This window comes from Saccharothrix ecbatanensis, from assembly GCF_014205015.1.
Classification (GTDB): Bacteria; Actinomycetota; Actinomycetes; order Mycobacteriales; family Pseudonocardiaceae; genus Actinosynnema; species Actinosynnema ecbatanense.
Genome location: NZ_JACHMO010000001.1, coordinates 1,641,502 through 1,665,040 on the forward strand (window position 1 = coordinate 1,641,502; position 23,539 = coordinate 1,665,040).

Annotated in this window: 23 protein-coding genes; 12 read left to right on the forward strand and 11 right to left on the reverse strand. The window is 69.9% G+C overall.

What is annotated here, in order from left to right:
* Window positions 1–139 precede the first annotated feature (139 nt).
* From F4560_RS07225 to F4560_RS43430, 3 genes are all read left to right on the forward strand, one after another.
* On the forward strand, window positions 140–721 hold the full coding sequence (locus tag F4560_RS07225; RefSeq protein ID WP_184917883.1) for a PadR family transcriptional regulator: 582 nt from the start codon (window positions 140–142) through the stop codon (window positions 719–721).
* On the forward strand, window positions 718–1,893 hold the full coding sequence (locus F4560_RS07230; protein ID WP_184917886.1) for an FAD-dependent oxidoreductase: 1,176 nt from the start codon (window positions 718–720) through the stop codon (window positions 1,891–1,893). Before F4560_RS07225 ends, F4560_RS07230 begins: the two co-directional genes overlap by 4 nt.
* A 165-nt stretch (window positions 1,894–2,058) precedes the next feature.
* Window positions 2,059–4,932, forward strand: a complete 2,874-nt coding sequence (locus tag F4560_RS43430; RefSeq protein ID WP_221483376.1) for a class I SAM-dependent methyltransferase — start codon at window positions 2,059–2,061, stop codon at window positions 4,930–4,932.
* Here F4560_RS43430 and F4560_RS07240 read toward each other — a convergent pair.
* Together F4560_RS07240 and F4560_RS07250 are read right to left on the reverse strand one after the other, a co-directional pair.
* The gene (locus F4560_RS07240) at window positions 4,919–5,311 is read right to left on the reverse strand and encodes a GNAT family N-acetyltransferase (RefSeq protein WP_312868709.1); all 393 of its coding nucleotides are present in this window, start codon (window positions 5,309–5,311) and stop codon (window positions 4,919–4,921) included. The genes F4560_RS43430 and F4560_RS07240 overlap by 14 nt on opposite strands.
* Before the next feature lie 507 nt (window positions 5,312–5,818).
* The gene (locus tag F4560_RS07250; RefSeq protein ID WP_184917889.1) at window positions 5,819–6,682 is read right to left on the reverse strand and encodes a class I SAM-dependent methyltransferase; all 864 of its coding nucleotides are present in this window, start codon (window positions 6,680–6,682) and stop codon (window positions 5,819–5,821) included.
* 62 nt (window positions 6,683–6,744) lie between these two features.
* Between F4560_RS07250 and F4560_RS07255 the strand changes: the two genes are divergently transcribed.
* A complete protein-coding gene (locus F4560_RS07255; protein ID WP_221483377.1) occupies window positions 6,745–7,137 on the forward strand; it encodes a DoxX family protein in 393 nt (130 codons plus the stop codon).
* 10 nt (window positions 7,138–7,147) lie between these two features.
* Here the strand turns inward: F4560_RS07255 and F4560_RS07260 are convergent, their stop codons facing one another.
* The 4 genes from F4560_RS07260 to F4560_RS07275 all read right to left on the reverse strand — a co-directional run bounded on the left by F4560_RS07260 (window position 7,148) and on the right by F4560_RS07275 (window position 10,913).
* Complete coding sequence (locus F4560_RS07260; RefSeq protein ID WP_184917892.1) at window positions 7,148–8,638, reverse strand: hypothetical protein; 1,491 nt, start codon at window positions 8,636–8,638, stop codon at window positions 7,148–7,150.
* Between the two features lie 82 nt (window positions 8,639–8,720).
* Complete coding sequence (locus F4560_RS07265) at window positions 8,721–9,527, reverse strand: hypothetical protein (protein ID WP_184917895.1); 807 nt, start codon at window positions 9,525–9,527, stop codon at window positions 8,721–8,723.
* 13 nt (window positions 9,528–9,540) lie between these two features.
* Entirely contained in the window at window positions 9,541–10,446 is a 906-nt protein-coding gene (locus tag F4560_RS07270; protein ID WP_184917898.1) for an NADP-dependent oxidoreductase, read from the reverse strand.
* Complete coding sequence (locus F4560_RS07275) at window positions 10,443–10,913, reverse strand: MarR family winged helix-turn-helix transcriptional regulator (RefSeq protein WP_312868713.1); 471 nt, start codon at window positions 10,911–10,913, stop codon at window positions 10,443–10,445. Before F4560_RS07275 ends, F4560_RS07270 begins: the two co-directional genes overlap by 4 nt.
* Before the next feature lie 89 nt (window positions 10,914–11,002).
* Between F4560_RS07275 and F4560_RS07280 the strand changes: the two genes are divergently transcribed.
* On the forward strand, window positions 11,003–11,629 hold the full coding sequence (locus tag F4560_RS07280; protein WP_184917901.1) for a TetR/AcrR family transcriptional regulator: 627 nt from the start codon (window positions 11,003–11,005) through the stop codon (window positions 11,627–11,629).
* A gap of 578 nt (window positions 11,630–12,207) precedes the next feature.
* Here F4560_RS07280 and F4560_RS07285 read toward each other — a convergent pair.
* The gene (locus tag F4560_RS07285; RefSeq protein ID WP_184917904.1) at window positions 12,208–12,528 is read right to left on the reverse strand and encodes a DUF6896 domain-containing protein; all 321 of its coding nucleotides are present in this window, start codon (window positions 12,526–12,528) and stop codon (window positions 12,208–12,210) included.
* 199 nt (window positions 12,529–12,727) lie between these two features.
* On the opposite strand from F4560_RS07285, the gene F4560_RS07290 reads away from it, so the two are divergent.
* Window positions 12,728–13,354, forward strand: coding sequence for an FMN-dependent NADH-azoreductase (locus F4560_RS07290; protein ID WP_184917906.1), 627 nt, complete (start codon window positions 12,728–12,730; stop codon window positions 13,352–13,354).
* Here F4560_RS07290 and F4560_RS07295 read toward each other — a convergent pair.
* A complete protein-coding gene (locus F4560_RS07295; protein ID WP_184917909.1) occupies window positions 13,351–14,379 on the reverse strand; it encodes a response regulator transcription factor in 1,029 nt (342 codons plus the stop codon). The genes F4560_RS07290 and F4560_RS07295 overlap by 4 nt on opposite strands.
* An 87-nt stretch (window positions 14,380–14,466) precedes the next feature.
* On the opposite strand from F4560_RS07295, the gene F4560_RS07300 reads away from it, so the two are divergent.
* Both F4560_RS07300 and F4560_RS07305 read left to right on the forward strand, forming a co-directional pair.
* Entirely contained in the window at window positions 14,467–14,919 is a 453-nt protein-coding gene (locus F4560_RS07300) for a cupin domain-containing protein (RefSeq protein WP_184917912.1), read from the forward strand.
* Window positions 14,916–15,335 (forward strand): DUF1304 domain-containing protein, encoded by a 420-nt coding sequence (locus tag F4560_RS07305; protein WP_312868717.1) that lies wholly within the window; start codon window positions 14,916–14,918, stop codon window positions 15,333–15,335. Before F4560_RS07300 ends, F4560_RS07305 begins: the two co-directional genes overlap by 4 nt.
* A 486-nt stretch (window positions 15,336–15,821) precedes the next feature.
* Here the strand turns inward: F4560_RS07305 and F4560_RS07310 are convergent, their stop codons facing one another.
* Window positions 15,822–16,322, reverse strand: a complete 501-nt coding sequence (locus F4560_RS07310) for a hypothetical protein (RefSeq protein ID WP_184917915.1) — start codon at window positions 16,320–16,322, stop codon at window positions 15,822–15,824.
* A 90-nt stretch (window positions 16,323–16,412) separates the two neighbouring features.
* Between F4560_RS07310 and F4560_RS07315 the strand changes: the two genes are divergently transcribed.
* From F4560_RS07315 to F4560_RS07325, 3 genes are read left to right on the forward strand one after another with little or no spacing between them, the layout of a single operon-like run.
* Window positions 16,413–17,414 carry a FecCD family ABC transporter permease gene (locus F4560_RS07315; RefSeq protein ID WP_184917917.1) on the forward strand — a complete coding sequence of 334 codons (1,002 nt, stop codon included), beginning with the start codon at window positions 16,413–16,415 and terminating at the stop codon, window positions 17,412–17,414.
* On the forward strand, window positions 17,411–18,439 hold the full coding sequence (locus tag F4560_RS07320; protein ID WP_312868720.1) for a FecCD family ABC transporter permease: 1,029 nt from the start codon (window positions 17,411–17,413) through the stop codon (window positions 18,437–18,439). Before F4560_RS07315 ends, F4560_RS07320 begins: the two co-directional genes overlap by 4 nt.
* Window positions 18,415–19,266: an ABC transporter ATP-binding protein gene (locus tag F4560_RS07325; protein WP_184917923.1), complete on the forward strand. Its 852-nt coding sequence runs from the start codon at window positions 18,415–18,417 to the stop codon at window positions 19,264–19,266. Before F4560_RS07320 ends, F4560_RS07325 begins: the two co-directional genes overlap by 25 nt.
* Here F4560_RS07325 and F4560_RS07330 read toward each other — a convergent pair.
* On the reverse strand, window positions 19,250–20,077 hold the full coding sequence (locus tag F4560_RS07330) for an SDR family NAD(P)-dependent oxidoreductase (protein WP_184917926.1): 828 nt from the start codon (window positions 20,075–20,077) through the stop codon (window positions 19,250–19,252). The two genes, F4560_RS07325 and F4560_RS07330, sit on opposite strands and share 17 nt — an antisense overlap.
* Window positions 20,078–20,181: 104 nt before the next feature.
* Between F4560_RS07330 and F4560_RS07335 the strand changes: the two genes are divergently transcribed.
* Window positions 20,182–22,194: a UvrD-helicase domain-containing protein gene (locus tag F4560_RS07335; protein WP_184917930.1), complete on the forward strand. Its 2,013-nt coding sequence runs from the start codon at window positions 20,182–20,184 to the stop codon at window positions 22,192–22,194.
* Between the two features lie 282 nt (window positions 22,195–22,476).
* Here the strand turns inward: F4560_RS07335 and F4560_RS07340 are convergent, their stop codons facing one another.
* Window positions 22,477–23,496, reverse strand: coding sequence for an LLM class flavin-dependent oxidoreductase (locus F4560_RS07340; protein ID WP_184917933.1), 1,020 nt, complete (start codon window positions 23,494–23,496; stop codon window positions 22,477–22,479).
* Between the last annotated feature and the right edge of the window lie 43 nt (window positions 23,497–23,539).

Genomic DNA, 23,539 nt, shown 5'->3' on the forward strand with positions numbered 1-23,539 from the left:
GGTGACAGGGAGGCTCCCGGTACCCAACGAACCAGCCGTAGCCGGATGTCACCAGCCCCATACGTAGGGTTGTGCCGGTTCCGACTAGTTGACTCTGACTAGTCGGGCATGGATAGTCAGAGTTGACTAGGAGGTGGCGGTGGCGTCCAAGCGGAAAGTCGGCAACCTGCTCGGGTTGGCGGTGCTCGGCTATCTCGTCCGGGGTCCCATGCACCCGTACGAGCTGAGCAAGCTCATGCGCGACCACGGTGACGATCGAAGCATCAAGTTCACCCACGGCTCGCTCTACATGGTGTTCGGGCAGCTGGAGAAGAGCGGGTTCATCGCCGAGCACGAGACGTCACGCGAAGGGCAGCGGCCCGAGCGGACGGTGTACGCGCTGACCGACGCGGGACGGGCGGAACTCAAGGACTGGATGCGCGAACTCGTCGCCGAGCCGCGGCACGAGCACCCGCACTTCGTGGCGGCGCTGTCGATGATCGGGGCGCTGCACCCGGACGAGGTCGCCGTCCTCCTCCGTGACCGGCTGGTCGGGCTCGGACGTCAACTGGCCGAGGCCGAGGCGGTGATCGCCGGCGCCGACGCGCACCCGCTCTTCCTGGTGGAGGAGGAGTACCGCATCGCGTTGCTGAAGACCGAGATCACATTCGTCCGGCGCTTCCTGACCCGCATCGACGACTGGCGCCCCCTGTGGGCGGGATTCCACGAGGAGGAACGATGAGAGCGACCGTCATCGGTGGCGGCATCGGCGGACCCGTTGCCGCGATGGCACTGCGGAAGGCCGGGATCGAGGCCACCGTCCACGAACGTTACGACCGCACGGCCGACGGCTCGGGTGGCGCGTTGAGCATCGCGCCCAACGGCTTGCAGGCGCTGGACGTCGTGGGGCTCGCGGACGCGGTGGGGGAGGTCGGCGCGCCGATGACCGCGATGGCGTTGCAGAGCTGGACGGGGCGGACGCTCGGCCGGTTCGGCAGTGAGCCGCCGCAACTGCTGGTCTGGCGCTACGACCTCTACCGCGTGTTGCGCGACGAAGCGCTCCGGCGTGGGGTGACCATCGAGCACGGCAAGGAGTTGGTCGGCGCGGTCGACCACGGATCCCATGTCACGGCGCACTTCTCGGACGGGTCCGAAGTGGACTCCGATCTCCTGATCGGTGCAGACGGTATACGATCGACCGTACGCAAGATCCTGGATCCGAACGCGCCCGGACCGCGGTACACCGGCCTCCTAGGCTTCGGCGCCCGCCTCGCCCACACCGACGAACCATCCACCGACGGCGAAATGCGGCTGGTGTCGGGAAAGCGCGCGTTCTTCGGCTACCAGGTCCGCGACGACGGCTCCGCCGGATGGTTCGCGAACCTGCCCCGCCGGACGCCGATGACGATCGCCGAAGCCCGTGCCACCGCCCCGGAACAGTGGCTCGACGTCCTGACCGACGCCTTCGCCCCGGACCGAACCCCCGCCGTCCGCGTGATCACCGCCACCGACCCCGCCGAGCTCGTCATCACCGGCGCCCTCGAAGACGTGCCACGCGTGCCGACGTGGAGCAAGGGCCGGATGGTCCTGCTAGGGGACGCCGCGCACGCCACGTCACCCAGCTCCGGGCAGGGCGCGTCACTGGCGTTCGAGAGCGCCGTCCAACTCGCCCGCTGCCTGCGCGATCTTCCCCACCCCGAAGCGTTCCGAACCTACGAGAACCTGCGCCGGACACGCGTGGAACGGATCACCGCCCAAGCCGCGCGCACCAACCGCAACAAGGCCGCCGGCCCCATCGGCAGGGTCCTGCGCGACGCCCTGATGCCGGTGGCGATGAAGTTCGTCGACCCGGCCAAGTTCACCTGGCAGTTCGACCACCGGATCGAGTGGGAAGACACGCTGAGCACCGTGTAATGCGAGGTGGAACCGGACCCGCAAGATTGCGGAACCTTGCCGCCCCACGCTTTCCGAGCAGGTCTGTTATGTCCACGTTCAGGTGACGACAAGCGCAATCGGGACCGGTGGCCCAGAGCGGAGCTTTATCGTCGCGGCCTCCGCCGAGCCTCCCCGGGAACCACCATGAACGATGCGGGACATCCCCGTTCCACTGAACACCCGGTGGACAACCACATCACCGGCGACGCGGCCGGTGCGGTCGTGCAGACCGGCACGATCACCGGTGACGTCAACTTCCACGGCATCCCGGGTGCCGGGTTCGGCCCCGGTCTGGTGTCCATCGTGGCGCCGACGTTCCGCCTCGACGGCACCCTCTACGGGCGCGGAGACCTGATCAGGAAGTTGGTCCGGGCCGCGCGCGCCCAACTCGGCGCCCGCGTCGTGATGCACGGCGTCGGCGGGAGCGGCAAGACGACAGCCGCCCTGGCGTTCGCCGCGCGGATCGCCCGCGTCCACGACGACATCCGGGTGTGGTGGCTGGACGCCTCGGCCGAGAAGACACTGCGGGCCGGGTTCCGAGAGGTCGCGTTGGAGGCGGGCGGTCCGCTCGACCAGGTGATCCAGGCCTGGTCCGGCAAGCAGTCCGCGGCGCGGGTGCTCGGCTCCGCGCTCGCCGGCAGCACTCGCCCGTGGGTGATCATCATCGACAACGCGGACGACGGGCGGCTGCTGGACCCCTGGTGGCAGCCGCTCGTGCAGCAGAAGGGCGCCGTGCTGATCACGACCCGTGACGGTCGCCCGGCAACCTGGCGGAACGCGGAGCTGCACGGGGTCGGCCCGCTCGACGAGGAGGAAGCCGTCGCCCTGCTGCGCCACCTCGCCCCGAACGGCGGCACGGTCGCACAGGCCCGCGAGCTCGCCCGCACGCTCGCCCACCTGCCGCTGACCCTGTACCTCGCCGGCCGGTACCTCGACGCGGCGAAGTCGTTCCCGCCGGTGCCCGACGTGGACCTGCCTCAGGACTTCGACAGCTACCGGCTGACCTTCAGCAGCGACTTCGGCACCCTGGACGAGTTGCACGGGCTGGACCGCGCGCTGGAACCACGCGAACTGCTCACCCGGACGTGGGAGTTCACCCTCGACCTGTTGCACGAGCTGGGCCACCCGCTGGCCCGCCCGTTGCTGCGCTGGCTGTCCTGCTTCGCCCAGGCCCCGATCCCGTACTCGCTGGTGGACGCGCGCGTCGTCGCCCAGAGTCCGCTCTTCGCCGGTGCCACCAGCCGGTCGGTGCTGAGGACCCTGGTCGCGCTGGAGAAGTTCGGCCTCACCGAGAACGTCCCGTTCCGGCACGCCCACTCGTCTTCGGTCACTACGGAGTGCTTGCGACTGCACCCCGTGATCCGTGAGGCGAACCGCCACCAGCCGGACTTCCGGCGCGACCTCAGACCGTACGTGGCCTTGGCGGTCGCCCTGCTGGACGGCTTCACGTTCCACCTCTCCCACCTGTCCGCCGAGGTCCCGGAGGACATGTCCCGCTGGGCGGCGTTGAGTCCGCACTGCGAGCACGTAGTCGACTCGATCCATCAGAAGCAGGACGTGTTCCCCGAGGACTGGGCGCTGCTGGCCACCAAGCTCACGTGCACGGTGGCCAGGTTCGCGCAGGTGACCAACGCCCGTGTGCGCGCCGAATCGCTGTTCAACCACGCCATGGTCGTCCGGGTGCGACTGCTCGGCGAGGACCACCCGGAGGTGCTGGGCCTGCGGCGGGAAGTCGCGTGGCTGCACTGGAACAGCATCACCAACACCGACGCGGACCGGTTCCGGCAGTGCATGGACGAGTACGAACTGCTGACCGACCGGTGCCGCGAGGTCCTGGGGGAGCAGGACCCCCTCACCCTGGCGTGCCGGCTCGACCTCGCGTTGATCAAGTCGAACGACGCGGACGACCCGTCGGTGGCCGACCACTACCGCGATGTGGTCCTGCTGGGGCGCCAGGTATTCGGCAAGGTGGAGCGGACGGGCTTCTCCACGCAGGTCGGCTTGGTCGTCCACCTGTGGCGACGGATGGACCGGACCGGCACGGCGGACTACACGCTGGAGGAGGAGATCGTCCGGCTGATCGCCATGGTCGACGAACTGGACGGCGACGAAAGCGCGTGCGCCGACCTCGGCCTGCCCGCCGACCTTCTCCGGGACCAGTTCACCGGCATGCTGGAGTCCTGCAAGACTTGGAACGAGTGCGTCTCCGCAGCGCAGTCGGCGACGGCGCGGTCGGCGGACGAAATCCGGTCGACCGGTGCGCGAGGTCCTGATTACGTTCCGGTCGTGCGCCACGGCGAGTTTCGAGACTCCAGGCTTGTCCAGGTCTACGACGCGCAGTGCCCGTGGTCGGTGGACGACGACTTCTTCCTGTCCGTGGTGAACGAGACGCCCGGCGCCCGTGTGCTCGACCTGGGCTGCGGAACGGGACGGTTGGCGCTCGGCCTGGCTGCGGCCGGTCACCTGGTCACGGGGGTGGACCCGGCGGCGGCGTCGTTGGAGGCCGCGCGCAACAAGGCGGGCTCCGAGCGGGTGACGTGGGTCGATGGCTCGACGGACTGCCTGCCCGACGCGGCGTTCGACGTCGCCGTGATGACCAGTCACGTGGTGCAGTTCTTCGTCACCGACGAGGAGTGGGCGTGCGCGTTGGCCGATCTGAGGCGCGCTCTGGTCCCTGGCGGATGTCTGGTGTTCGACACGCGTGATCCCCGGGCCCGGAGGTGGGAGCGGTGGAATCCGGTGGAGTCACGGGACCGGGTCACGTTGGCCGACGGTGTCGAAGTGGTGATCTGGACCGAGGTGACGGCAGTCGAGGATGGCGTGGTCACGTTCGTCCACCACTACACGTTCTCCGACGGTGATGAGCGGCGGAGTGAGGCGACCCTGCGTTTCCGCGGTGAGGACGAGGTGCGCTCCACGTTGGCGGACGCCGGGTTCACCGTGGAGCACATCTACGGCGGCTGGCGCCGCGAGCCGATCGGCGCCCCGGACGGCGAACTCCTGGTCATCGCCCGATGACCGCGGCGGTCGGGGCGGGCAGTCGGCGGGCGTAGCAGACCGACTCCGGCTCACCGCGGTACGGGCCGAAGTTGTCGATGCGCCGGTAGCCCTCACGTTCGTAGAACCGCATGGCCTCGGGCTGCCGCGTCCCCGTCTCCAGCACCAGGTCCACCACCCCGGACCGGCGTGCGACCTGCTCCAACGCCCGCAGGATCCGCACCGCCACCCCCATGCCGCGCCACGCCGGTTCGACGTACATCCGCTTGATCTCCGCGGTTCCCGCCCCGAGGATCCGCAGGCCACCACACCCCACCGCACGCCCCGTCCCGGTCACGCGCCACCAGGAACACCGCGACGTCGTGCGCTCCCGGCGCGACACCGGGCTCGTGGTCGTCACTGCCATACCGCGCGTCCAACTCCGCACGCTGCGCCGCTCGCAGGCGCGTGCCGTCGACCCCGTCCCACGGTTCGACCTCGACCGCCTGTCCGCCGCGGTCTGAGCGGTCCTGGCGAACGCGGTCTACCCGGGCTCACCCTGCGCGCGGTCGCCGAACGGGCCGGCCGCACCACCGGGCTCGTGCTCCACACGTTCCCCGACAAGCAAGCGCTGCTCGTCCACGCCCGAGAGATGTTGCACCAGCGCACCGCCCTGCGCGCCGACGTCGCCGAAGCCGGTGCCGACGACCCGCTCGGCAAGCTCGAAGCCGAAGGCTGCTCACGCCGATCTGCCCCGACGAAGCCCGTCGTGCCCAGACCGCGAGGTCCCTGGTCGCGCTGGTCGAAGGCTTCAACGTCCTGGCCGTGCGCGATCCCGACACCTACACCCAAAACGTCAAGGACACCGCGATGGAGGCCGAACTCGACAACTTGCGGAAGTGCAGTCAGGGAACCGGCTAACCGCTCGTCATCGGCGAGACCCGGACGCGGTCAGCAGGAACCCGGGCGACCACCAGTAGTCGTCCAGTGGGGTGATCTCGACGTCGGTGAACCCCGCCCGCTCGACCTGCGACGCCCACCGCGACGCGGGCTGCTCCCAAGTCGCCCGGGTCGCACCCGGCACCAGCTGCCCGGTCAGCACCGGCATCAGGAAACCCTGTGCCACCAACGTCCGGTCGGCGTCGTACTCGGTCAGCCCGCGCTCGTACGCCTCCGCCAGGAACCGCCGGTGCTCCGGACTCCCGTGCGCCAGGTCCGGCACGTCGAACTCCACCACCGCCAGCACACCGACGTGCCCGACCAGATCCGCCAACACCCCGTCACGCACCTCGTGCGGCAACGTGTGCAGGGCGAACGTCGCCTGGGCCACGTCGAACACCGCGTCCGCGGGCAGTTCCGCCGCGAACGGCTCGATCCGGCCGTGGTGCGCGTCCACCTCGATCCCGTCCAGCGAACGCACCGCCACCTCGAGCAACGCCGCCGAAGGCTCCACCAACGTCACCGCCACCTCGGTAGAGCCCAGCGCACGCAACGCCCGACCGTCACCGCACCCGATGTCCAGCACACGAGACGGCCGGACCCGCGCGTAGACGTCCGCCAACGCCGACGTGACCGCACGGTAGAGGCCGACGTTCCCGCCGCCGTTGATGAACGCCTCGAACGCCGCCGGTTGGTCGTACACGGACCCGTCCGTGCCGGCGTCCAGGTGCGCGGCCAACGCGGCGAGCAGCGGAGTCCCGCCGCGACCGGCCGCCTCCCTGGCCCGGTCGATGTCTCCGGCCGTCAACGCCTTCAGGGCTTCGTCGATGTAGCCGTCGATGTAGTCAGTCACCCCACGAGCTAACCAAACCCCGAAAACCTACGTAACTCGTATGATACGGTACCCATATCATCTTGACTTCGTACCATCACTCGATCCGGGAGTACCTGGTGTCCACAACGCACACCGTCGTCGCACTGATCGCGATCGCGTTCAACGGTTTCTCGGGCATCGCCGCCCTGCTGCACTTCAAGCCGATCATCCCCGGCATGGTGAAGGCCGGAGTGCCGGAGTCGTGGCTGACGTTCCCCATCGGCACGCTGAAAACGGCCGGCGCGCTAGGCCTGGTGATCGGCTTCCTGTGGACGCCGTGGGTGGGCACGGCGGCGGCGTTCGGACTCGTCGTCTTCTTCGCCTGCGCCGTGCACACCCACCTGCTGGCCCGCGACCACTCGCAGCAGTTCGGCCTGGCGATCGGGTTCCTGACGCTCAACGCCGTCACCCTCGCGCTGGGACTGGCCGCGTGATCGGCGAAAGCTAACGACCGGGACTGCGCATCAGGATCAGGTCACCGTGCCCGCCGTAACCGAGGACGGGCTCGGCGTACTGCGTGCCGTCGAACGTGATCATCCACCACTCGCGCCCCACCTGAAGCAGCATCGGATGTGGGATGTTGGTGCCGTAGGGCGCATCCAGCGTGCCCAGCTTGCGCATCGACAGGTCGTACACGGGGTACTCGCGGGCGTCGCCGTCACTGGCGAAGACGTGCCACTTCCGGCCCACCCGCTGGATGATCGTGCCCTCGGTCTGGTCCACCGAGTTGTCCGCGCCGACCATCCGCAACGAGTCCGCGTAGTCCGCACCGACCGGCCCGACGGCGAGCGCCGGGTGGAACACGAACGCGGGCTGCTGCGCCTCGCTCTCCACGAACGCCACGTGCCAGCGGCCGTCGATGCGGGTCAGGGCCGGGTCCCACGAACTGACGGCCGTCGGCAACCCCAACCGCGAGGTGGGCAGGACATGCACGCCTTGCAGCACGTTCGCGGTGGTCGTGGTGTGCCGGACGTGGACGCCCCGGAACGCGAAGTCGCCCCAGGAACTCATCGCCAGGATGAACCGGCCGGTGCGGTCGTCGTACACGATCTGCCCGGCGTGGTCGCCCAGCACGACGCCGTCACGCTCGAAGAACAGCACCGCGACCTGCTCCAACCGGCTCGGGTCGGCGAGGTCGATCGTCCACACCGCCCAGTGCGCCTGCTGGAAGAAACCCAACCCGGCGTTGGTCATCGTCAGGTACAGCTTGCCGTCCCGGATGAACGGCCGGCCGTCCGCGTGCTGCACGACGTGCGGATCACGCACACCGGCCTGCCCGAAGTAACCCGCCCGGACCCGACCGAGCCGCACGTCGCCACGACCGCCGAAGGAGTAGTCGAGCCGACCCAGCACTGCGGGAACCCGCAGATCGACCAACGCCCGCACGCCGTCACGTTCGGTCAGCACCGGCTGCCACCCGGCGCCCGTGCCCGTCGTGTCGACCAGGACCGTCACCGCGTTCTCGTTCACCACCACGGCGAACCGGAACGCGCCGGCCACCCGCACCTCGGCGGACTTCACCACGGTGGTCGCGCCGCCGACGGTCACCTCGATCGTGGCACGCCCGGTGGTCGCGTCCAGCGTGCCGAGCACGGACGTGCCGCCGCCCGCCAGCCCCGCCACCACGACACCAGCGGCCCGCTGCACCTCCACCAGCACCGACCCGAACGGCGCGCGCGGCCGGACGCCCGTGCTGACGAGCGTGTCGGACGAGGCGGAAAGCGGGGTCACGGCGCTGTCGTACTGCACGAACCGCGGTGCGATCAGGTCGAACGGGCGGTACTTGTGCGATACCGCGAAGTGCAGGTCGAACGGGGTCACGGACGGCTCGGCCATCGCGGGCACGGTACCGAACAGCGCCGAGACCGCCCCGACCGCGCCCGCCGCCCCAGCGGTGCGCAGCAACCCGCGTCGACTCATGTCCCGTGCCACCATCGGTCCTCCTCGGACTTCTGCCGGTAATTTGTCAACAATGTGTTACAGGCAGTGGTGACGAAGTGTCCAGGGGCCGTTCGGTTCACCCGAAGTCCGGCTCCAGCGCGTATCTCACGTGGTGAGTGGAGTAGATCAGCGGCGTGCCGCGCCAACGTTCCACCACAGTGACCTTGAGGACGCCGTCGTCCAGGCGCAACCTGCCGTGGAACCGCGAAGTGTCTTCGACGTCCAGCACTTCGGCCAGCACTACGGCACGAAGGTCACGCCCGATGGCGAGCAGCACACCGGCGTCCAGCACCACGATCGTGCCGTCGCCCAGCACGACCGGCTCGGCCACCAGCTGTTCCCGCAACGGGTGCCCACGTTCGACCTCACCTCCCGGCAACAGCCTCACCACGGACGGACTCCGGTTGCCGCACTCGACCACCACCACGTCGTCCGTGTCGGCGAACGGGACGTAGTGCCCAGCGGTGCGCCAAGTCGCCAACTCCGTCCCATGGCGGTCGTGCAACCAGGTGTCGAACGTGTCGTAACCCTGTAGCCCCAACAAGAACCGGCCACCGTCCAGCGCCGCGCCCCGCTGACCACGCAGATCGGCCACCCGGTCACCGGTGTCGAGGCGGAGCAACAGGGCAGGCCCGAGATGGCCCCAGGGGTGGTAGTCCAGCGAATCCGTCAACACCAGCAGCCGGTCCGCGCTCCCGTGCGCGGTATGTGGATTCGCGCCGCACCGGTGCCGCCACACCACCTTGCCCGCCCTCGACGCGACGAGTTCGACGCCGGTGGCGACGAGCCGCAACCCGTCCACCGTCCCGAGTTCCCGCGACTTCGACGGGAAATCCGGGCCATCCGACGTGGTCCGGTCGACTTCGACCGCCGTCCACTTCACGCCGTCAACCACTTCACGCCGTCAACACGATCTTCCCGCGCACGTGGCCGGCGCCGCTGACGCGATGCGCCTCGGCGGCCTCGGCCAGCGGGAACGTCGCCGCCACGGTGGTGCGGAGCTTTCCCTGCACGGCGAGGTCGGCCAGTTCGGCCAGGCGCTCGGCCGACCGCTGCTGCGGACCGCCGGTGAACACCACCCCCAGCTCGCCGGCGGCGCTGTCGGCGATGGTGACGATGCGGTCCGTGCCGCCGCGCAACTCGATCGAGTCCGGCAGCGCCCCCTTGCCCGCCACGTCGAACACCGCGTCGATCCCCTCCGGCGCCAACGCCCGCACCCGTTCGACCAGGCCTTCCCCGTACGTGGTGGGCGTCGCGCCGAGGGCGGCGACGTGCTCCTGGTTGTCCGGGCCGGCGGTGCCGATGACCCGCAGACCGGCCGCCACCGCCACCTGCACCGCCACCGAGCCCACACCGCCCGCCGCGCCGTGGACCAGCAGCGTTTCACCAGGCTGGACGTCCAGCAGACGCAGCACGCGGTCGGTCGTCTCACCGGCCACGGGCAGCGTCACGGCGTGCTCCCACGACAGCCCTTCGGGCTTGCGGGCGACCGAGGTGGCGAGGGTGTACTCGGCGTAGGAACCCGAGTCGGCGAACCCGAACACGGCGTCGCCGACCGCGAGCCCGGTGACGTCCGGGCCGACCGCGTCGACCACACCGGCGACCTCGGAACCCAGGATCGTGGGCAGCGACGTGCGGAAGACCGCCTCCATCGAGCCCGAGCGGACCTTCCCGTCGAACGGGTTCACGCCCGCGGTCCGCACGTGGACGCGCACCTGGCCGGGACCGGGCTCGGGGCGTGCCACTTCGGACAAACGCAGCTCTTCCGGTCCGCCGAACCGTTCCAGCACAACGGCTTTCATCGTGAGGTCTCCTCGCTCGGGTAGGTGTGCCGGTGGGCGATCGCGTCTTCGACCACGCTGGCGAGTCGGATGAAGGTGTCGGCTTCCTCTGAGGTCAGGTTGCGCACGGAGGCGCGTTCGAGGGTGGACCAGAGTCGGGTCACCGGTTCGCGCATCGCACGGCCCTTGTCGGTGAGCCAGACGTGCAGCACCCGTCGGTCGCGTTCGCTCGGTTCCCGGGTCAGCAGACCGGCTTCCTGCATCCGGCGCAACGACTTCGAAACCGTCGAGTGGTCGAGGCCGACGTGGTCCAGCAGTTCCGACTGCGTCTGCCCGTCCTGGTCGAACAGCCTCATCAGCAGTAGTTCCTGGCCGGGGTGCAGACCCAGGTCGCGCAGCAGCGCGGTGGCGAAACCGCGATGCGCGCGGGCCAGGGTGAAGATCGCGTAGCTCAGCCTGCCCGCGTCGGCCGTGCTCGGCTGTTCCACGATCGCCTCCCTTTCATGTGGCTGACCACATGAACCTACACGCTTAGTTGGTCGGCCACATGTCGGTATTCGGACTACAGTCCGCCTCCATGGGTGACAAGCGCGGGACGTCCTGGGACGTCGAGTTGGCGGGTATCCGTGAGGCGGCGCCGAAGGAGCGTGCGGACGCGGCGCGCAACCGGGCCAAGATCCTCGACGTCGCGGCACGGCTGTTCGCGCGGCACGGCGTCGCCGACGTGTCGATGGACCAGATCGCCAGTGAGGCCGGGGTCGGCAAGGGGACGCTGTTCCGCAGGTTCGGGGACAAGGCAGGCCTGGCGTCCGCTCTCCTGGGCGCCCGCGAGGAAGACCTCCAGGGTGCGATCCTCAGCGGCCCGCCGCCGTTGGGGCCCGGTGCGCCGGCGGGGGAGCGGCTGATCGCCTTCGTCACCGCGTACGCGCACTTCCTGGAGGCCAATCTCGATCTCGTGCGGCTGTCGGAGACGGCGAACCCCGGCGCGCGCTACCGGACGGGCGCGTACCGGTTCTGGCGCCTGCACGTGCGCATCCTGCTGGCCGAGGCGCGGCCGGACCTCGACGCCGACTTCTTCGCCCACGCGCTGCTTGCCCCGTTGGCTGCCGACCTCCGGCACGCGACCGGTGAGGAGCTCTCCGCCAAGCGCTTCGCCGACGGCATCGCCCGACTCGCACGTTCTCTATCTGGTCCGCAGTTGTAGGTGGCTCCTGATCTCTAGCCTGCCGACTGTGAGGACTGGTTATGAGCCTGGTGGCTGGGTTGTGTTCCCAGCGGCCAGGCCGCCGCCACCTATGTCCACCGGGTCAACCAGGCGCACCTGAAGTTCCCCGGCCGGGTCCTGACCGGCACCGGACAAGCCCACGACATGCCGGCCAACCCGCTGTTGCAGATCTATCCCGGCCGCGCGATACCTGCGTGTTCGGCCAGGTCAAGGCACTTGCCGGCTACGCGGCCGCGAAGGCGACGTCCGCGCCACACCGGACCAGGACGACTGCCGCCCCAACCGTCAGAACATCGCCTGCACCGACCGCGACATCGCCGAAGATCGCCATCCTCGACGCGGCCGAGTTCCGGGACAACCACGACCCCTTCTCCCATCTGCAACGCGACCACCTCGCTCAATAAGCGCTGCACAGGTCTCGAAGCACTCATCCGCACCTACGCGCAGGTGATCAACGAGCTGACGCTGGAGAACAAGGCCCCACGGGAACAGGCTTCCAGCTCGACCGCCACTGTCACGCCGCTGTCCGGCACGGGTGATTTGCGAGGCTGGAACCGTCAGTCGGATGGCGGCAGCGCGAACCATCGACCCTGTTTGACCACCCGCAGTTCGCCGCAGGCAGCGAGCTGCTCGCACGCGGCGTTGACTTCCTCGTTTGTCAGAGGGTGGTATCCGTTGCCGGAGAGGAAGAGCTTGATTCGCCAGACGTCGAAGGCTTCCACCACGATGGTCGTGTGAGGGTCGGGGATCAGGTCGACATCCACCTCACGGCCGTCCTCATCGGTCATACGACATCCCACGCCATGAACCGAGTACTCGATGCCGCTGGCCGTCCGACCCTCGCGGGCCATCGTCCGCTGCGAGCGCGCCGCGAACATGCACGGTTTGTCACCACTACCGCACTTCCAGAAGCCCGCACTACGACCCGCTGATCAACAGGGCTTGACCGGTGAGAGAACGCCCGCCTGGTCCTGACGGGTTCGTGACGCGCATCGTTGACACAACCGGACCGCAGTCCGCTAAAGTCGGGGTTAACCGGACCGGAGTCCGGATGATGTCTCTCTGGAGGACTGCACCGTGACCACCCTTCTGCACATCTCCGCGTCACCCCGTGGCGAAGCCTCGGAATCGCTGGCGATCGCCCGCACGTTCCTCGACACCTACCGGGCAGCCCACCCCGATCACCGGATCGACACGTTCGACCTGTGGGACGGCACCCTGCCCCCGTTCGGTCCCGACGCGGCAGCCGCCAAGATGGCCGTGTTCGCCGGTCAGGAGCCGTCGGGTGCCGCCGCGCAGGCCTGGGACGCCGCCTCGCGCACGTTCGACCGCTTCGCCGCCGCCGACGCGTACCTGTTCAGCGTGCCGATGTGGAACGCGGGCGTGCCGTACATCCTCAAGCAGTTCATCGACGTGGTGAGCCAGCCGGGGATGGTGTTCGGGTTCGACCCGGAGCGCGGCTACTCGGGTCTGCTGACGGGCAAGAAGGCCGCCGTCGTCTACACCAGCGCCGTTTACGGGGACGGTCGTGACACGGCGTTCGGGCAGGACTTCCAGCGCCCGTTCTTCAGCGGCTGGCTGCGCTGGGCCGGCATCGCCGACGTCACCGAGATCAGCTTCCGCCCCAACCTCGTCACCGCCGATGCCGAGTTGGGGCGCAAGCAGGCCCACGAGGACGCGGTCACGGCGGCCAAGACGTTCTAGCGTTGCCCCTCGGGGAGGAGCTTGGCGACCAGTTCGCCGCGGCTGCGCACGTCGACCTTGCCGAACACCGACTTCAGGTGGTCCTGCACGGTGTGCGCGGAGATGGCGAGCCGGGCCGCGATGTCCGAAGTGGACCGTCCGGCGACGACCTCCTGGCACACCTCGCGTTCGCGGGTGGTCAGGGAGTAGGCGGCGAACAGCAGGTCGAGCAGGTCGGCACCGGACGCCCGTTCCACGGTCACCGCCGTGTCGCCGTCGTCGTCCTCCCCGATCAACCGGTCCGCCCGCAACAGGATCCAGCCGCCGGACGCGTCGCGGACCCGTGCCCGGAACGTGCCCGACGAGGCGGACCGCGCCCCGACCACCACGGCCCGCAACAGCACCGCGAACCGGCCGGGCGCGATCTCGTCCAACTCCTGCTGCCACGATCGGGCGGCGGCCGTTGCGGCTCGCGGCACGCCGTCCGGGCCGATCACGACGATCGCCGGTTCGCCGGCGGCGCGGTGGTGCCCCGACCGGGCCGCCACCCTGGTCGCGGCGGCCAACGCGGGTGCCACGGAGGCGACGAACTCGGCCTCGCGGTCGGTGAACTCGCCGCGCCGCACCATGCCCGCCGCGCCCCAGCACGTGCCGTCCACCCGGAACACCGCGCGGAGTTCGTTCTGGAGGCCGAGGGGGCGCCACACCTCGTTGAGCCGACCGCTGCGGGCGTGGCGTGGACCGTCCGACAGCCGTGCCACCGGGTTGGGGCGGCGGGCCAACTCGGCGAACGTGTGCGGCTCGGCGCCGTCGTACTCGTAGGTCGCGAGCAGCGGCTCGAACTCGGCGGGGATGCGCGTCGCGCCGCTGGTCATCGAGCTGATCACGGCGGTGTCCGGGTCGAGCGAGGCCCAGCAGGCGAGCTCCGTCGGCACCACCCGTTCGACCAGGTCGATGGCGGCGCGGTGCAGTTCGGCGACCGCGAGGCCCGCCGTTGCCAGTGCGGCGATCTCGCGTCGTGCGCCGATCGCCCGACCCTCCCACATGGCCTGAGTATGCGCCGGGAGGTGCGGTGTCGACATCCCACATTTCCGGGATGGAGGGCGGGGGTCGGCGGTTCCTACGGTCGGTTCATGAAGACACACCTCAGTAGTGCCGGCGAGGGGTTCGAGCTGAACTCGCCGGACGCGAAGATCACCGTCAAGGTGGACGCCGGGCACACCGATGGCGCCTACGAACTGTTCGAGGTGGACGCGCCGCGCGGCCCGACCACGCCGCCGCACGGGACGCCGTGGGCGAAGGCGTACTACGTGCTGCACGGCCGGATGGCGGTGCTCGTGGACGGCGAGGTGTACGACGTCGGGCCGGGCGCGTCGATCACCATCCCGCCGGGGGCGTCGCACACGTTCACCGTGCACTCGCCGTCGGTGAAGTTCCTGGCGATCAGCCTGACCGACGCGATGGGCCGGTTCTTCCGCGACGTCGACCGCGTCGTGCCCGCCGGCACGCCCCTCGGCGCCGCCGCCCCGGTGCTCCAGGACGTGGTCGGGCGGCACGGGATCACGGTGGGGGAGTGGCCGTCGTGAACGTCGGGGTGATGAGCGTCGTCGCGCAGGTGGCCGCCGGTCTGGCGGCGGGGGTGCACGTGCTGGTGTTCGTGTGGGAGACGCTGCTGTTCGAGCGGCCGGGCGTGCACTGGGGCGTGTTCAAGGTCCGGACCGAGGACGTGGCACCCGTGCGACTGTGGTCGTTCAACGTGGGCCTGTACAACCTGTTCCTCGGCTCCGGCACGGTCATCGGCCTGATCGCGCTGAACACGGGCAACGAGTCAATCGGCCGCGCGCTGGTGTTCTACACGTGCGGGTTCATGGTGCTGGCGGGCATCGGGCTCGGCGTCTCGGACCGGCTCGCGCTGAGCCGCCCGAAAGGCACCGGGGTGATCGGCACGATCTCCCAGATCACACCCGCGCTGGTCGCGGTCATCGCCTTGGCCTTGGCATAGCGCCTTGGCCCTGGTGCGCTGGCCCTAGCCAGCTCGGCTCCGGTGCGCTGGCCCTGGCGTTCTGGCCCTAGCCTCGTGGCTCCGGTGCGCTGGTCCCAGCGTCCCAGCGTCCTGGCTCTGGTGCGCTGGTCCCAGCGTCCCAGCGTCCCAGCGTCCCAGCGTCCCAGAGTCCCAGCGTCCTGGCTCTGCTGCCCTGGCTTGGCGTACTGGCTGTGGCGTCCTGGCCTTGGTGCGCTCTGGCTCTGGTGTAGCGCGCACTCGGTCTGTGCGCCCTCGCTCTGGTGTGGCTCTGGCTCTGGCGTGACCCGGCACGGTCGCGCTGTGTCGGCTGGGGCGGGTGGTTGCGGGGGGTGGTGATTGTAGGGGGTGGTTGGCGGGGCTCCTCATTGTTTTAACCGACGTTTCAGATTAAATATTACAGCGTTTCCGTTCAAGTCGGTGCCATGATCACCCGATTGGGCACCCTGTTACCAGTAAAAGTGCAGGTCAGGGGCTTGGGGTGGTCGGGCACGTGTGCAGCGCAGTGAAGGCGTCCCAGACGCTTTCCGGGCCGAACAGCCGCGCCGGCCCAAGCACGTAGTGCACCGGTTCGTACGACAAGTCGCCCCAAGGTTCACGGAGGTGGGCTCGGCTCAAGGTCTGCGAGCAGCGCGTGCAGGTGATCCACGGGACGACGACGAGGCCCTCCAGTCCCGCCGACACGAGCGGTTCGCTGTCGTCGATCAACCGCACGCCACCACCGTCCCGTGAAAGGCAGCGGCGGAGGGTGGGGGTTATGGCCTCGCGGACGCCCCAGGCCTCGGCGGTGACGGCGAGCTGTGCGCGCTCGTCGCCGTCGAGGGCGATCTCGGCCTCCGCCAAGGTCGTGACCAGGCGGTCGAGTGCGGCCTCCTGCTCGCCGATGTCCCAGCACTCGACCACGTACCGCGCCTGCTTCGGCGGCAACAGGGCGGCCAGGGCTCGAACCGCCTCCAGTTCAGCATCCACCCGGCGAGGCTAACCGGACGATCGACTTGCCCGGACGATCGACTTGCGCCGAGCGTCGGTTAGCCTTACCTAAACTTCCGGGAGGTGCGGGTGTCGCGCGAAGCGGTGCGAGGGGTCGGCCTGCTGGTGTCGATCGGCGTACTGGTCCTTGTCATCCTGCTCAGCCTCTGGATCGGCACCAAGAGCATCCCGTTCGCCGACACGTTCGCCCTCCTCCTCGCCGACGACGGCACCGGCGACGCCGCGATCGTGCGCGACGTCCGCGTACCCCGAGCCGTCCTCGGCGTCCTGGTCGGCGCCGCCCTCGGCCTCTCCGGCGCGGTGATGCAGGCGTTGACGCGCAACCCGCTCGCAGACCCCGGCCTGCTCGGCGTGAACATGGGCGCGGCGGCGGCGATCGTGTCCGCCATCGCGTTCTTCGGCATCACCAGCCCGCTCGGCTACATCTGGTTCGCGTTGGCCGGCGCGGCGGGCACGGCGACCGTCGTCTACGTGCTCGGCGCCGCCGGTCGGGGCACGGCCACGCCGGACCGGTTGGTGCTCAGCGGCGCGGCGCTGACCGCGGTGCTCTTCGCCTACGTCTCGGCGATCCTTCTACTCTTCACCCACACCTTCGACTCGTTCCGCTTCTGGAACGTCGGCTCGCTCGCCGGCCGCGACTTCGGCCTCGTCGGCCGCATCTCGTTGTTCGTCGTACCCGGCATCCTGATCGCCTTCCTCCTCGCCCGAAGCCTGAACGTGCTGGCCCTCGGCGACCACACCGGCAAGGCACTCGGCGCGAACGTCAACCGCATCCGCGCCTTCGGCGTCATCGCCGTCACGCTCATGGCAGGCGCCGCGACCGCCGCCGCCGGGCCGATCTCGTTCGTCGGCCTGACCGTCCCGCACGTGGCCCGGATGATCGGCGGCAGCGACCAGCGCTGGGTGCTCGCGTTCGCCGCGGTCCTCTCGCCGATCCTGCTCCTCGGCTCCGACATCGTCGGCCGGGTGATCATCGCGCCGCAGGAGATGGAGGTCGGCATCATCACCGCGTTCATCGGCGCGCCCGTGTTCATCGCGCTGTGCCGCCGCCGGAAGCTGGCCACGCTGTGAAGACCATCCGGACCCCAGCCTTCTCGCTCCGGATCAGCGAACGCGCCCTGCTCGTGAGCACGGCCATCGCCGCGCTGACCGTCGCCGCCGCCGTCGCCACCATGGTCAGCGGCGACTTCCCGCTGACCGTCGGCGAAGTGCTGGCCACGTTCCTCGGTCAAGGCGACGGCTACGCCGAGTTCGTCATCTTCACGTTGCGCCTGCCACGCCTGCTCACCGGTCTGCTGGTCGGCGCGGCGCTCGCGCTCAGCGGCGCGATCCTGCAAAGCCTGTCCCGAAACCCGTTGGCCAGCCCCGACATCATCGGCTTCACCCAGGGCGCGGCCACCGGCGCGATCGCGGTGATCGTGCTCGTCCAGGGGAGCATGGCGGAGACGGCTCTCGGCGCCACCGTCGCCGGGCTGCTCACGTCCGCCGCCGTCTACCTGCTGGCGTTCAAGCAAGGCGTGCAGGGGTTCCGCCTCGTCCTGATCGGCATCGGGGTGAGCGCGATGATGCTCGCCGTCAACTCCTACCTGCTCACGCGGGCCACGCTGGAAAGCGCGTTGGCGGCGCAGACCTGGCTGGTCGGCGGCCTGAACAACCGGGGCTGGGACCAAGCGCAGGTGGTCGCCGTGGTGCTCGCCGTGCTGCTGCCGTGCGCACTGATTTTGGGACGACGCCTGGCGTTGCTGGAGATGGGCGACAGCGCGGCCACCGGCCTGGGCGTGAACGCCGAACGCACGCGCCTGGCGTTGCTCGCGGTGAGCGTCGGCTTGGCCGCCGTGGCCACCGCCGCCGCCGGACCGATCACGTTCGTGGCGCTGGCCGCGCCGCAACTGGCACGCCGGCTCACCGCCGCCTCTGGTCCCGGCCTGACCGCGTCCGCGCTGATGGGCGGCCTGCTGCTGGTCATCAGCGATCTGGTGGTGCAGCGGCTGTTCCCGACGACCCCGTTGCCGGTCGGCATCGCGACCGGTGCGATCGGCGGGCTCTACCTGGTGTGGCTGCTCGCCCACGAATGGCGGAAGGGGAGCACGACGTGACACTGCCGAAAGCGGAGCCGAGGATCGGACGACTGCGTGGTTCGGATCTGACGCTGTCCTACGACGAGCGCGTGGTCGTGTCCGGGCTGGACGTCGAGATCCCGGACGGCTCGTTCACCGTCATCGTCGGCCCCAACGCGTGCGGCAAGTCCACCGTGCTCAAAGCGTTGGCGCGCATGCTCAAACCGCGCCACGGCGCCGTCTACCTGGACGGGGAGGCGATCTCGTCGTACCGGTCCAAGGAGGTCGCACGTCGGCTCGGCCTGTTGCCGCAGTCGTCCATCGCGCCCGGCGGCATCACCGTCGGCGAACTCGTCGCGCGCGGCCGGTACCCGCACCAGCGGCTGCTGCGGCAGTGGTCGGTGGACGACGAGGTGGTGACCGAGGAGGCGATGCGGCTGACCGGCGTGCACGACCTGGCCGACCGGCTGGTGGACGAACTGTCCGGCGGGCAGCGGCAACGGGTGTGGCTGGCCATGGTGCTCGCCCAGCAGACGTCGATCCTGCTGCTCGACGAGCCGACCACGTTCCTCGACATCGCGCACCAGATCGAGGTGCTGGACCTGTGCGCGAACCTGCACGAGGACGGCAACCACACGCTCGTCGCCGTCCTGCACGACCTCAACCAGGCGTGTCGTTACGCCACCCACCTGATCGCGATGAAGCCCGGCATCGGCGTCGTCGCGCAGGGCAGGCCGAGCGACATCGTGACCGCCGAACTGGTGGAGGACGTGTTCGGCCTGCCGTGCCGGGTGATCGCCGACCCGGAAACCGACACCCCGCTGATCGTGCCGTTGCGCCGGCAGCGCGTCACACTCGCCACCTGACGCGGCTTGGCGGTTCGGCGGTCAGGTCGGTGGCGAACACGGAGGCGATGTCCTCCACCTGCCACGAGTCGCGGACCAGGACGGGCTGCTTCACGGCGTACTGCGCGATGACGTGCAGCTTGTCCGGCAGGAAGCGCACCAGCTGGCCGGAGACGTCACTGGAGAGGTCGCTGAGCAGGTACGTCACCAACGGGGCCATCTTGTCCGGGGTCTGGTCGCGGGAGCTGATCTCGGCGGCGCGCGGGTCGGTGTCCATCATCGGGGTCCACGCCAGCGGCGCCACCGCGTTGACCCGGACGTTCCGCGCGGCCAGTGAGCCTGCCCACGACAGGGTCAGTGACGCGACCGCGCCCTTCGACGCCGAGTAGGCGGCGGCACCGGCACGGCCGAGCATGGCGCCGGACACGACGTTCACGATCGACCCGCCGCGCATCACCTTGGCCGCCGCCGTGCCGCAGTACATGGTGCCGAGCACGTTCACCTCGATCACCGAGCGCAGCACGTCGGGCTCGTCGTCCCACGGCTCGGCGAAGTGCGTGATGCCCGCGTTGTTGACCAGGCCGTCCACCTGCCCGAACGACGACACGCACAGGTCCACGAGCGCCGACGCGGTCGACGGGTCCGCCACCGATCCGGTGTGCGCCACGGCCAGACCTCCGGCGGACGTGATCGAGGCGGCGACGTCCTCCGCACCTTTGATGTCGTTCACCACGACCCGAGCGCCCTCGGCCGCCGCGTGCCGCGCGTACGCCTCACCCAGTCCACGACCGGCACCGGTAACGATCACGGCCTTGCCGTCCAGAATTCCCACGCGACCGATCAAACCACGTGTCGGGGAAATGTGGTAAACATAAAGGTTGACCACGCCAGAAATGGCGGAATAGAGACAACCCAAGTATATCACAGGGGGCAAGCGTGACAACCGGGGAATTGTCCGCCGAACAGCGGCGCATCGCGTTCCTGCACGACCGCCTCGATCGGGAACGGGCCGCCGCCCAAGCCGCGTTCGACGCCGCGCTCAAGGACGGCCACGAGCAGCGCTGGCACCGTGAAGTAGCCGTACGCACGCTGTCCGAGCAGGTCAGCCGCTTGAACGTGGCCGACGAGAACCTGTGCTTCGGACGCATCGACACCACCGACGACCGCGTCTACGTCGGCCGGGTCGGCTTGTTCGACACCGAGAACGACTACGAGCCGTTGTTGACCGACTGGCGCGCACCGGCCGCACGCCCGTTCTACACCGCGACCGCCGCAAACCCCGAAGGGGTGACGCTCCGACGCCATTTCCGCACCAAGGGGCGGCACCTGGAAAGCTTTCACGACGACGAACTCCAGCTCACGTCGAAAGCACTGCTCGACGCCTTGAACGCGCCCCGCTCGGACACCATGCGCGACATCGTGGCGACGATCCAGGCCGAGCAGGACGAGGTGATCCGACTGCCGCAGCGGGGCGTCCTGGTGATCGAGGGCGGGCCGGGCACCGGGAAGACGGCGGTCGCGCTGCACCGCGTCGCCTACCTGCTCTACACGCAGCGGGAGCGGCTGTCCCGGCAAGGCGTGCTGGTGGTCGGCCCGAACCCCGGTTTCCTGCGGTACATCGGTGAGGTGCTGCCGTCGCTGGGGGAGACCGACGTCGTGTTCGCCACGCCCGGTGAACTGTTCCCCGGCGTGCGGACGCAACGGGAGGACACGCCCGAGCTCCAAGCCCTCAAGGGCGGTCTGGCGGCGGTGGACCTGCTGGTGGAGGCCATCGCCGACCGGCAGGAGGTGCCCGCCGAGCCCATCCCGGTCGAGCTGGAGGACGTCACCGTTCCCCTGACCGCAGAGATCGCCGAGCAGGCGCGGGAACGGACGCGGAACGCCGGTCTCAAGCACAACGAGGCCCAGTCCGTGTTCCACGCGGCCCTGGTGGACGCCCTGGTCGGCCCTGCGTTGGACCTCATCGGCGAGGACTGGCCGGAGCTGGCGGCCGACGTGCGCCGCGAGCTGACCGGGCACCCCGACGTGCGGCGTGCGGTCGCGACGTTGTGGCCCAACCTCACCGCATTCGGGCTGCTGGCCGACCTCTACGACGGCCGCTGCTTCGCGCTCGGCTACCCGGAGCTGCACCGCGACGACCCGCACGCGTGGACCGTCTCCGACGTGCCGCTGCTGGACGAGGCCGCCGAGCTGCTCGGGTCGGACGGTGCGGCGGAACGGCGGGCGGCCGAGGAACGCCGGCAGGCCGTGGAGTACGCGCAGGGCGTGCTGGACGTGATCGACACGGACCAGGTCATGCACGAAGACGAGCTGCGGGCCGTGGACCTGGTCGACGCCGAGTGGCTGGCCGACCGGCACACCGCGCTCGACCACCGGGTGTTGGCCGAGCGTGCCGCCGTGGACCGGGAGTGGACCTACGGCCACGTGGTGGTGGACGAGGCCCAGGAACTGTCCGAAATGGACTGGCGGGTGCTGTCCCGGCGCAGCCCGAACCGGTCCATGACGATCGTCGGCGACCTGGCCCAACGCCAGGCGGAAGCGGGGGTCCGCGACTGGCGCCGGGTGCTCGCCCCGCTCGCCCGTGACCGCTGGGAGTACCGCCGGCTCACGGTCAACTACCGCACGCCCGCCGAGATCATGGCGTACGCCGCTGCCACGCTGGCCGAAGTGGACCCCACCGCCGTTGCGCCGACATCCGTCCGGCACGGCGAACCGCCGCTGGAGGTCACCGGCGCCGACCCGGAGTCGTTCCGGCCGACGAGGGGCACGTTCGCCGTGATCAGCCCCGACGGTCCGCTGACGCCGCGTGCGTCCAAGGGGCTGGAGTTCGACACGGTGGTCGTGGTCGACCCGGAGCGGATGACGCCGGCCGAGCGGTACGTGGCCCTGACCCGAGCCACCCGCCGCCTGGTCGTCCTACGTGAGGTGGGCGCCGACAACGTCACGTAGGCGTGGGCGGCTCCGGCGTGGGCGGAACCGGAGGTTCGGTGCCCGGCGAGGGCTCGGGGCCGGGTGGCTTGGGCACCGGCTCCGGCACCGGCACGGGTTTCGGCGGGGGCGGTTGAGGCTGAACCATGGCGACCTCCTCCTCCCGGGACTACCCACCCCGCGACCCCGCCACTCCGCCCGCGCGAGTCGAACGCTCAGGTCCCGCGTGTCGAACACTCACGTCCCGTGAGTCCTACGTTCGCGTCACCCGTGTCCTACGTTCCGGACCCCTGAATTCAACGCTCAGAACGCGGCCCGGCGGGCGGCGGTGGCGGGGGAGGGGGTGAGGTTGGGCAGGACTTCCCGGCCGAACAGGCGGATCGTGTCGAGCACGGCCTGGTGCGGCATGCCGCCGATGTCGACCATGACCAGTTGCGCGTCCAGCCCCAGCAGTTCGGTCAGGCCGTTCAGCCGTTCCGCCACCTCCGCCGGATCTCCGCACACCGCCGCGCCGTCCATCAACGCGTCCAGGTTCACGTCGCCATCCCCGCGCCAGGGGTCGGCGAACTCGGCGTACGCGGCGAGGTGGGGGCGCCACATGGCCCGTGCCCCGGCGGCCGTCGGCGCTACGAACACGTGGCTCGGCAACGCCACCCGGCCCGCGCCACCCAACGCCGCCCGGTAACGCTCCACCACCGAACGGTGCGTGCTCGGGTCGCGCAACGTGCTCGGCAGCATCAACGGCAAGTCCAGCTCGACCGCCAGGTCCGCCGACACCGCCGACCCGCTCCCGATCCACACCAACGGCCGGGGCTGCTGCACCGGACGCGGTGTCGTGGTGACGTCCACCAGCGGGCTCCGGTACTTGCCCTCCCACGTCACGTGCGGCTCCTCCAGCAGCCGCAGCAGCAGCCGCAGGTTCTCGTCGAACCGCGCCCGCAGGTCGTCCTGCACCCCGAACGCCACGTCCGTGCGCTGCGACACCCCCCGCGCCACGATCAGCTCCGCCCGACCCCTGGACAGCACGTCCAGCGTGGCCAACTCCTCCGCCACCCGCACCGGGTCGTGGTGCGCCAGCAACGTCACCCCGGTGGACAGCCGCAACGTGGAGGTGCGCGCGGCGATCGTGGCGAGCAGCAACTCGGGCGCGGACACGATGTACCGGGTGAAGTGGTGCTCGCCGATCGCCACGCCGGTGAACCCGGCCTCCTCCGCCACCACCGCCTGATCCACGAACGCCTGCAGCCGCTCGCCCTCGGTGACGACGATCCCGGTGGCCGGGTCGGGTAGGTGGTCGCCCAGGATCAGCAGGTAGACGTCCATCCGACAATCTTGCACGGCGCGGCTACGGTGGCACGCGGGAGCC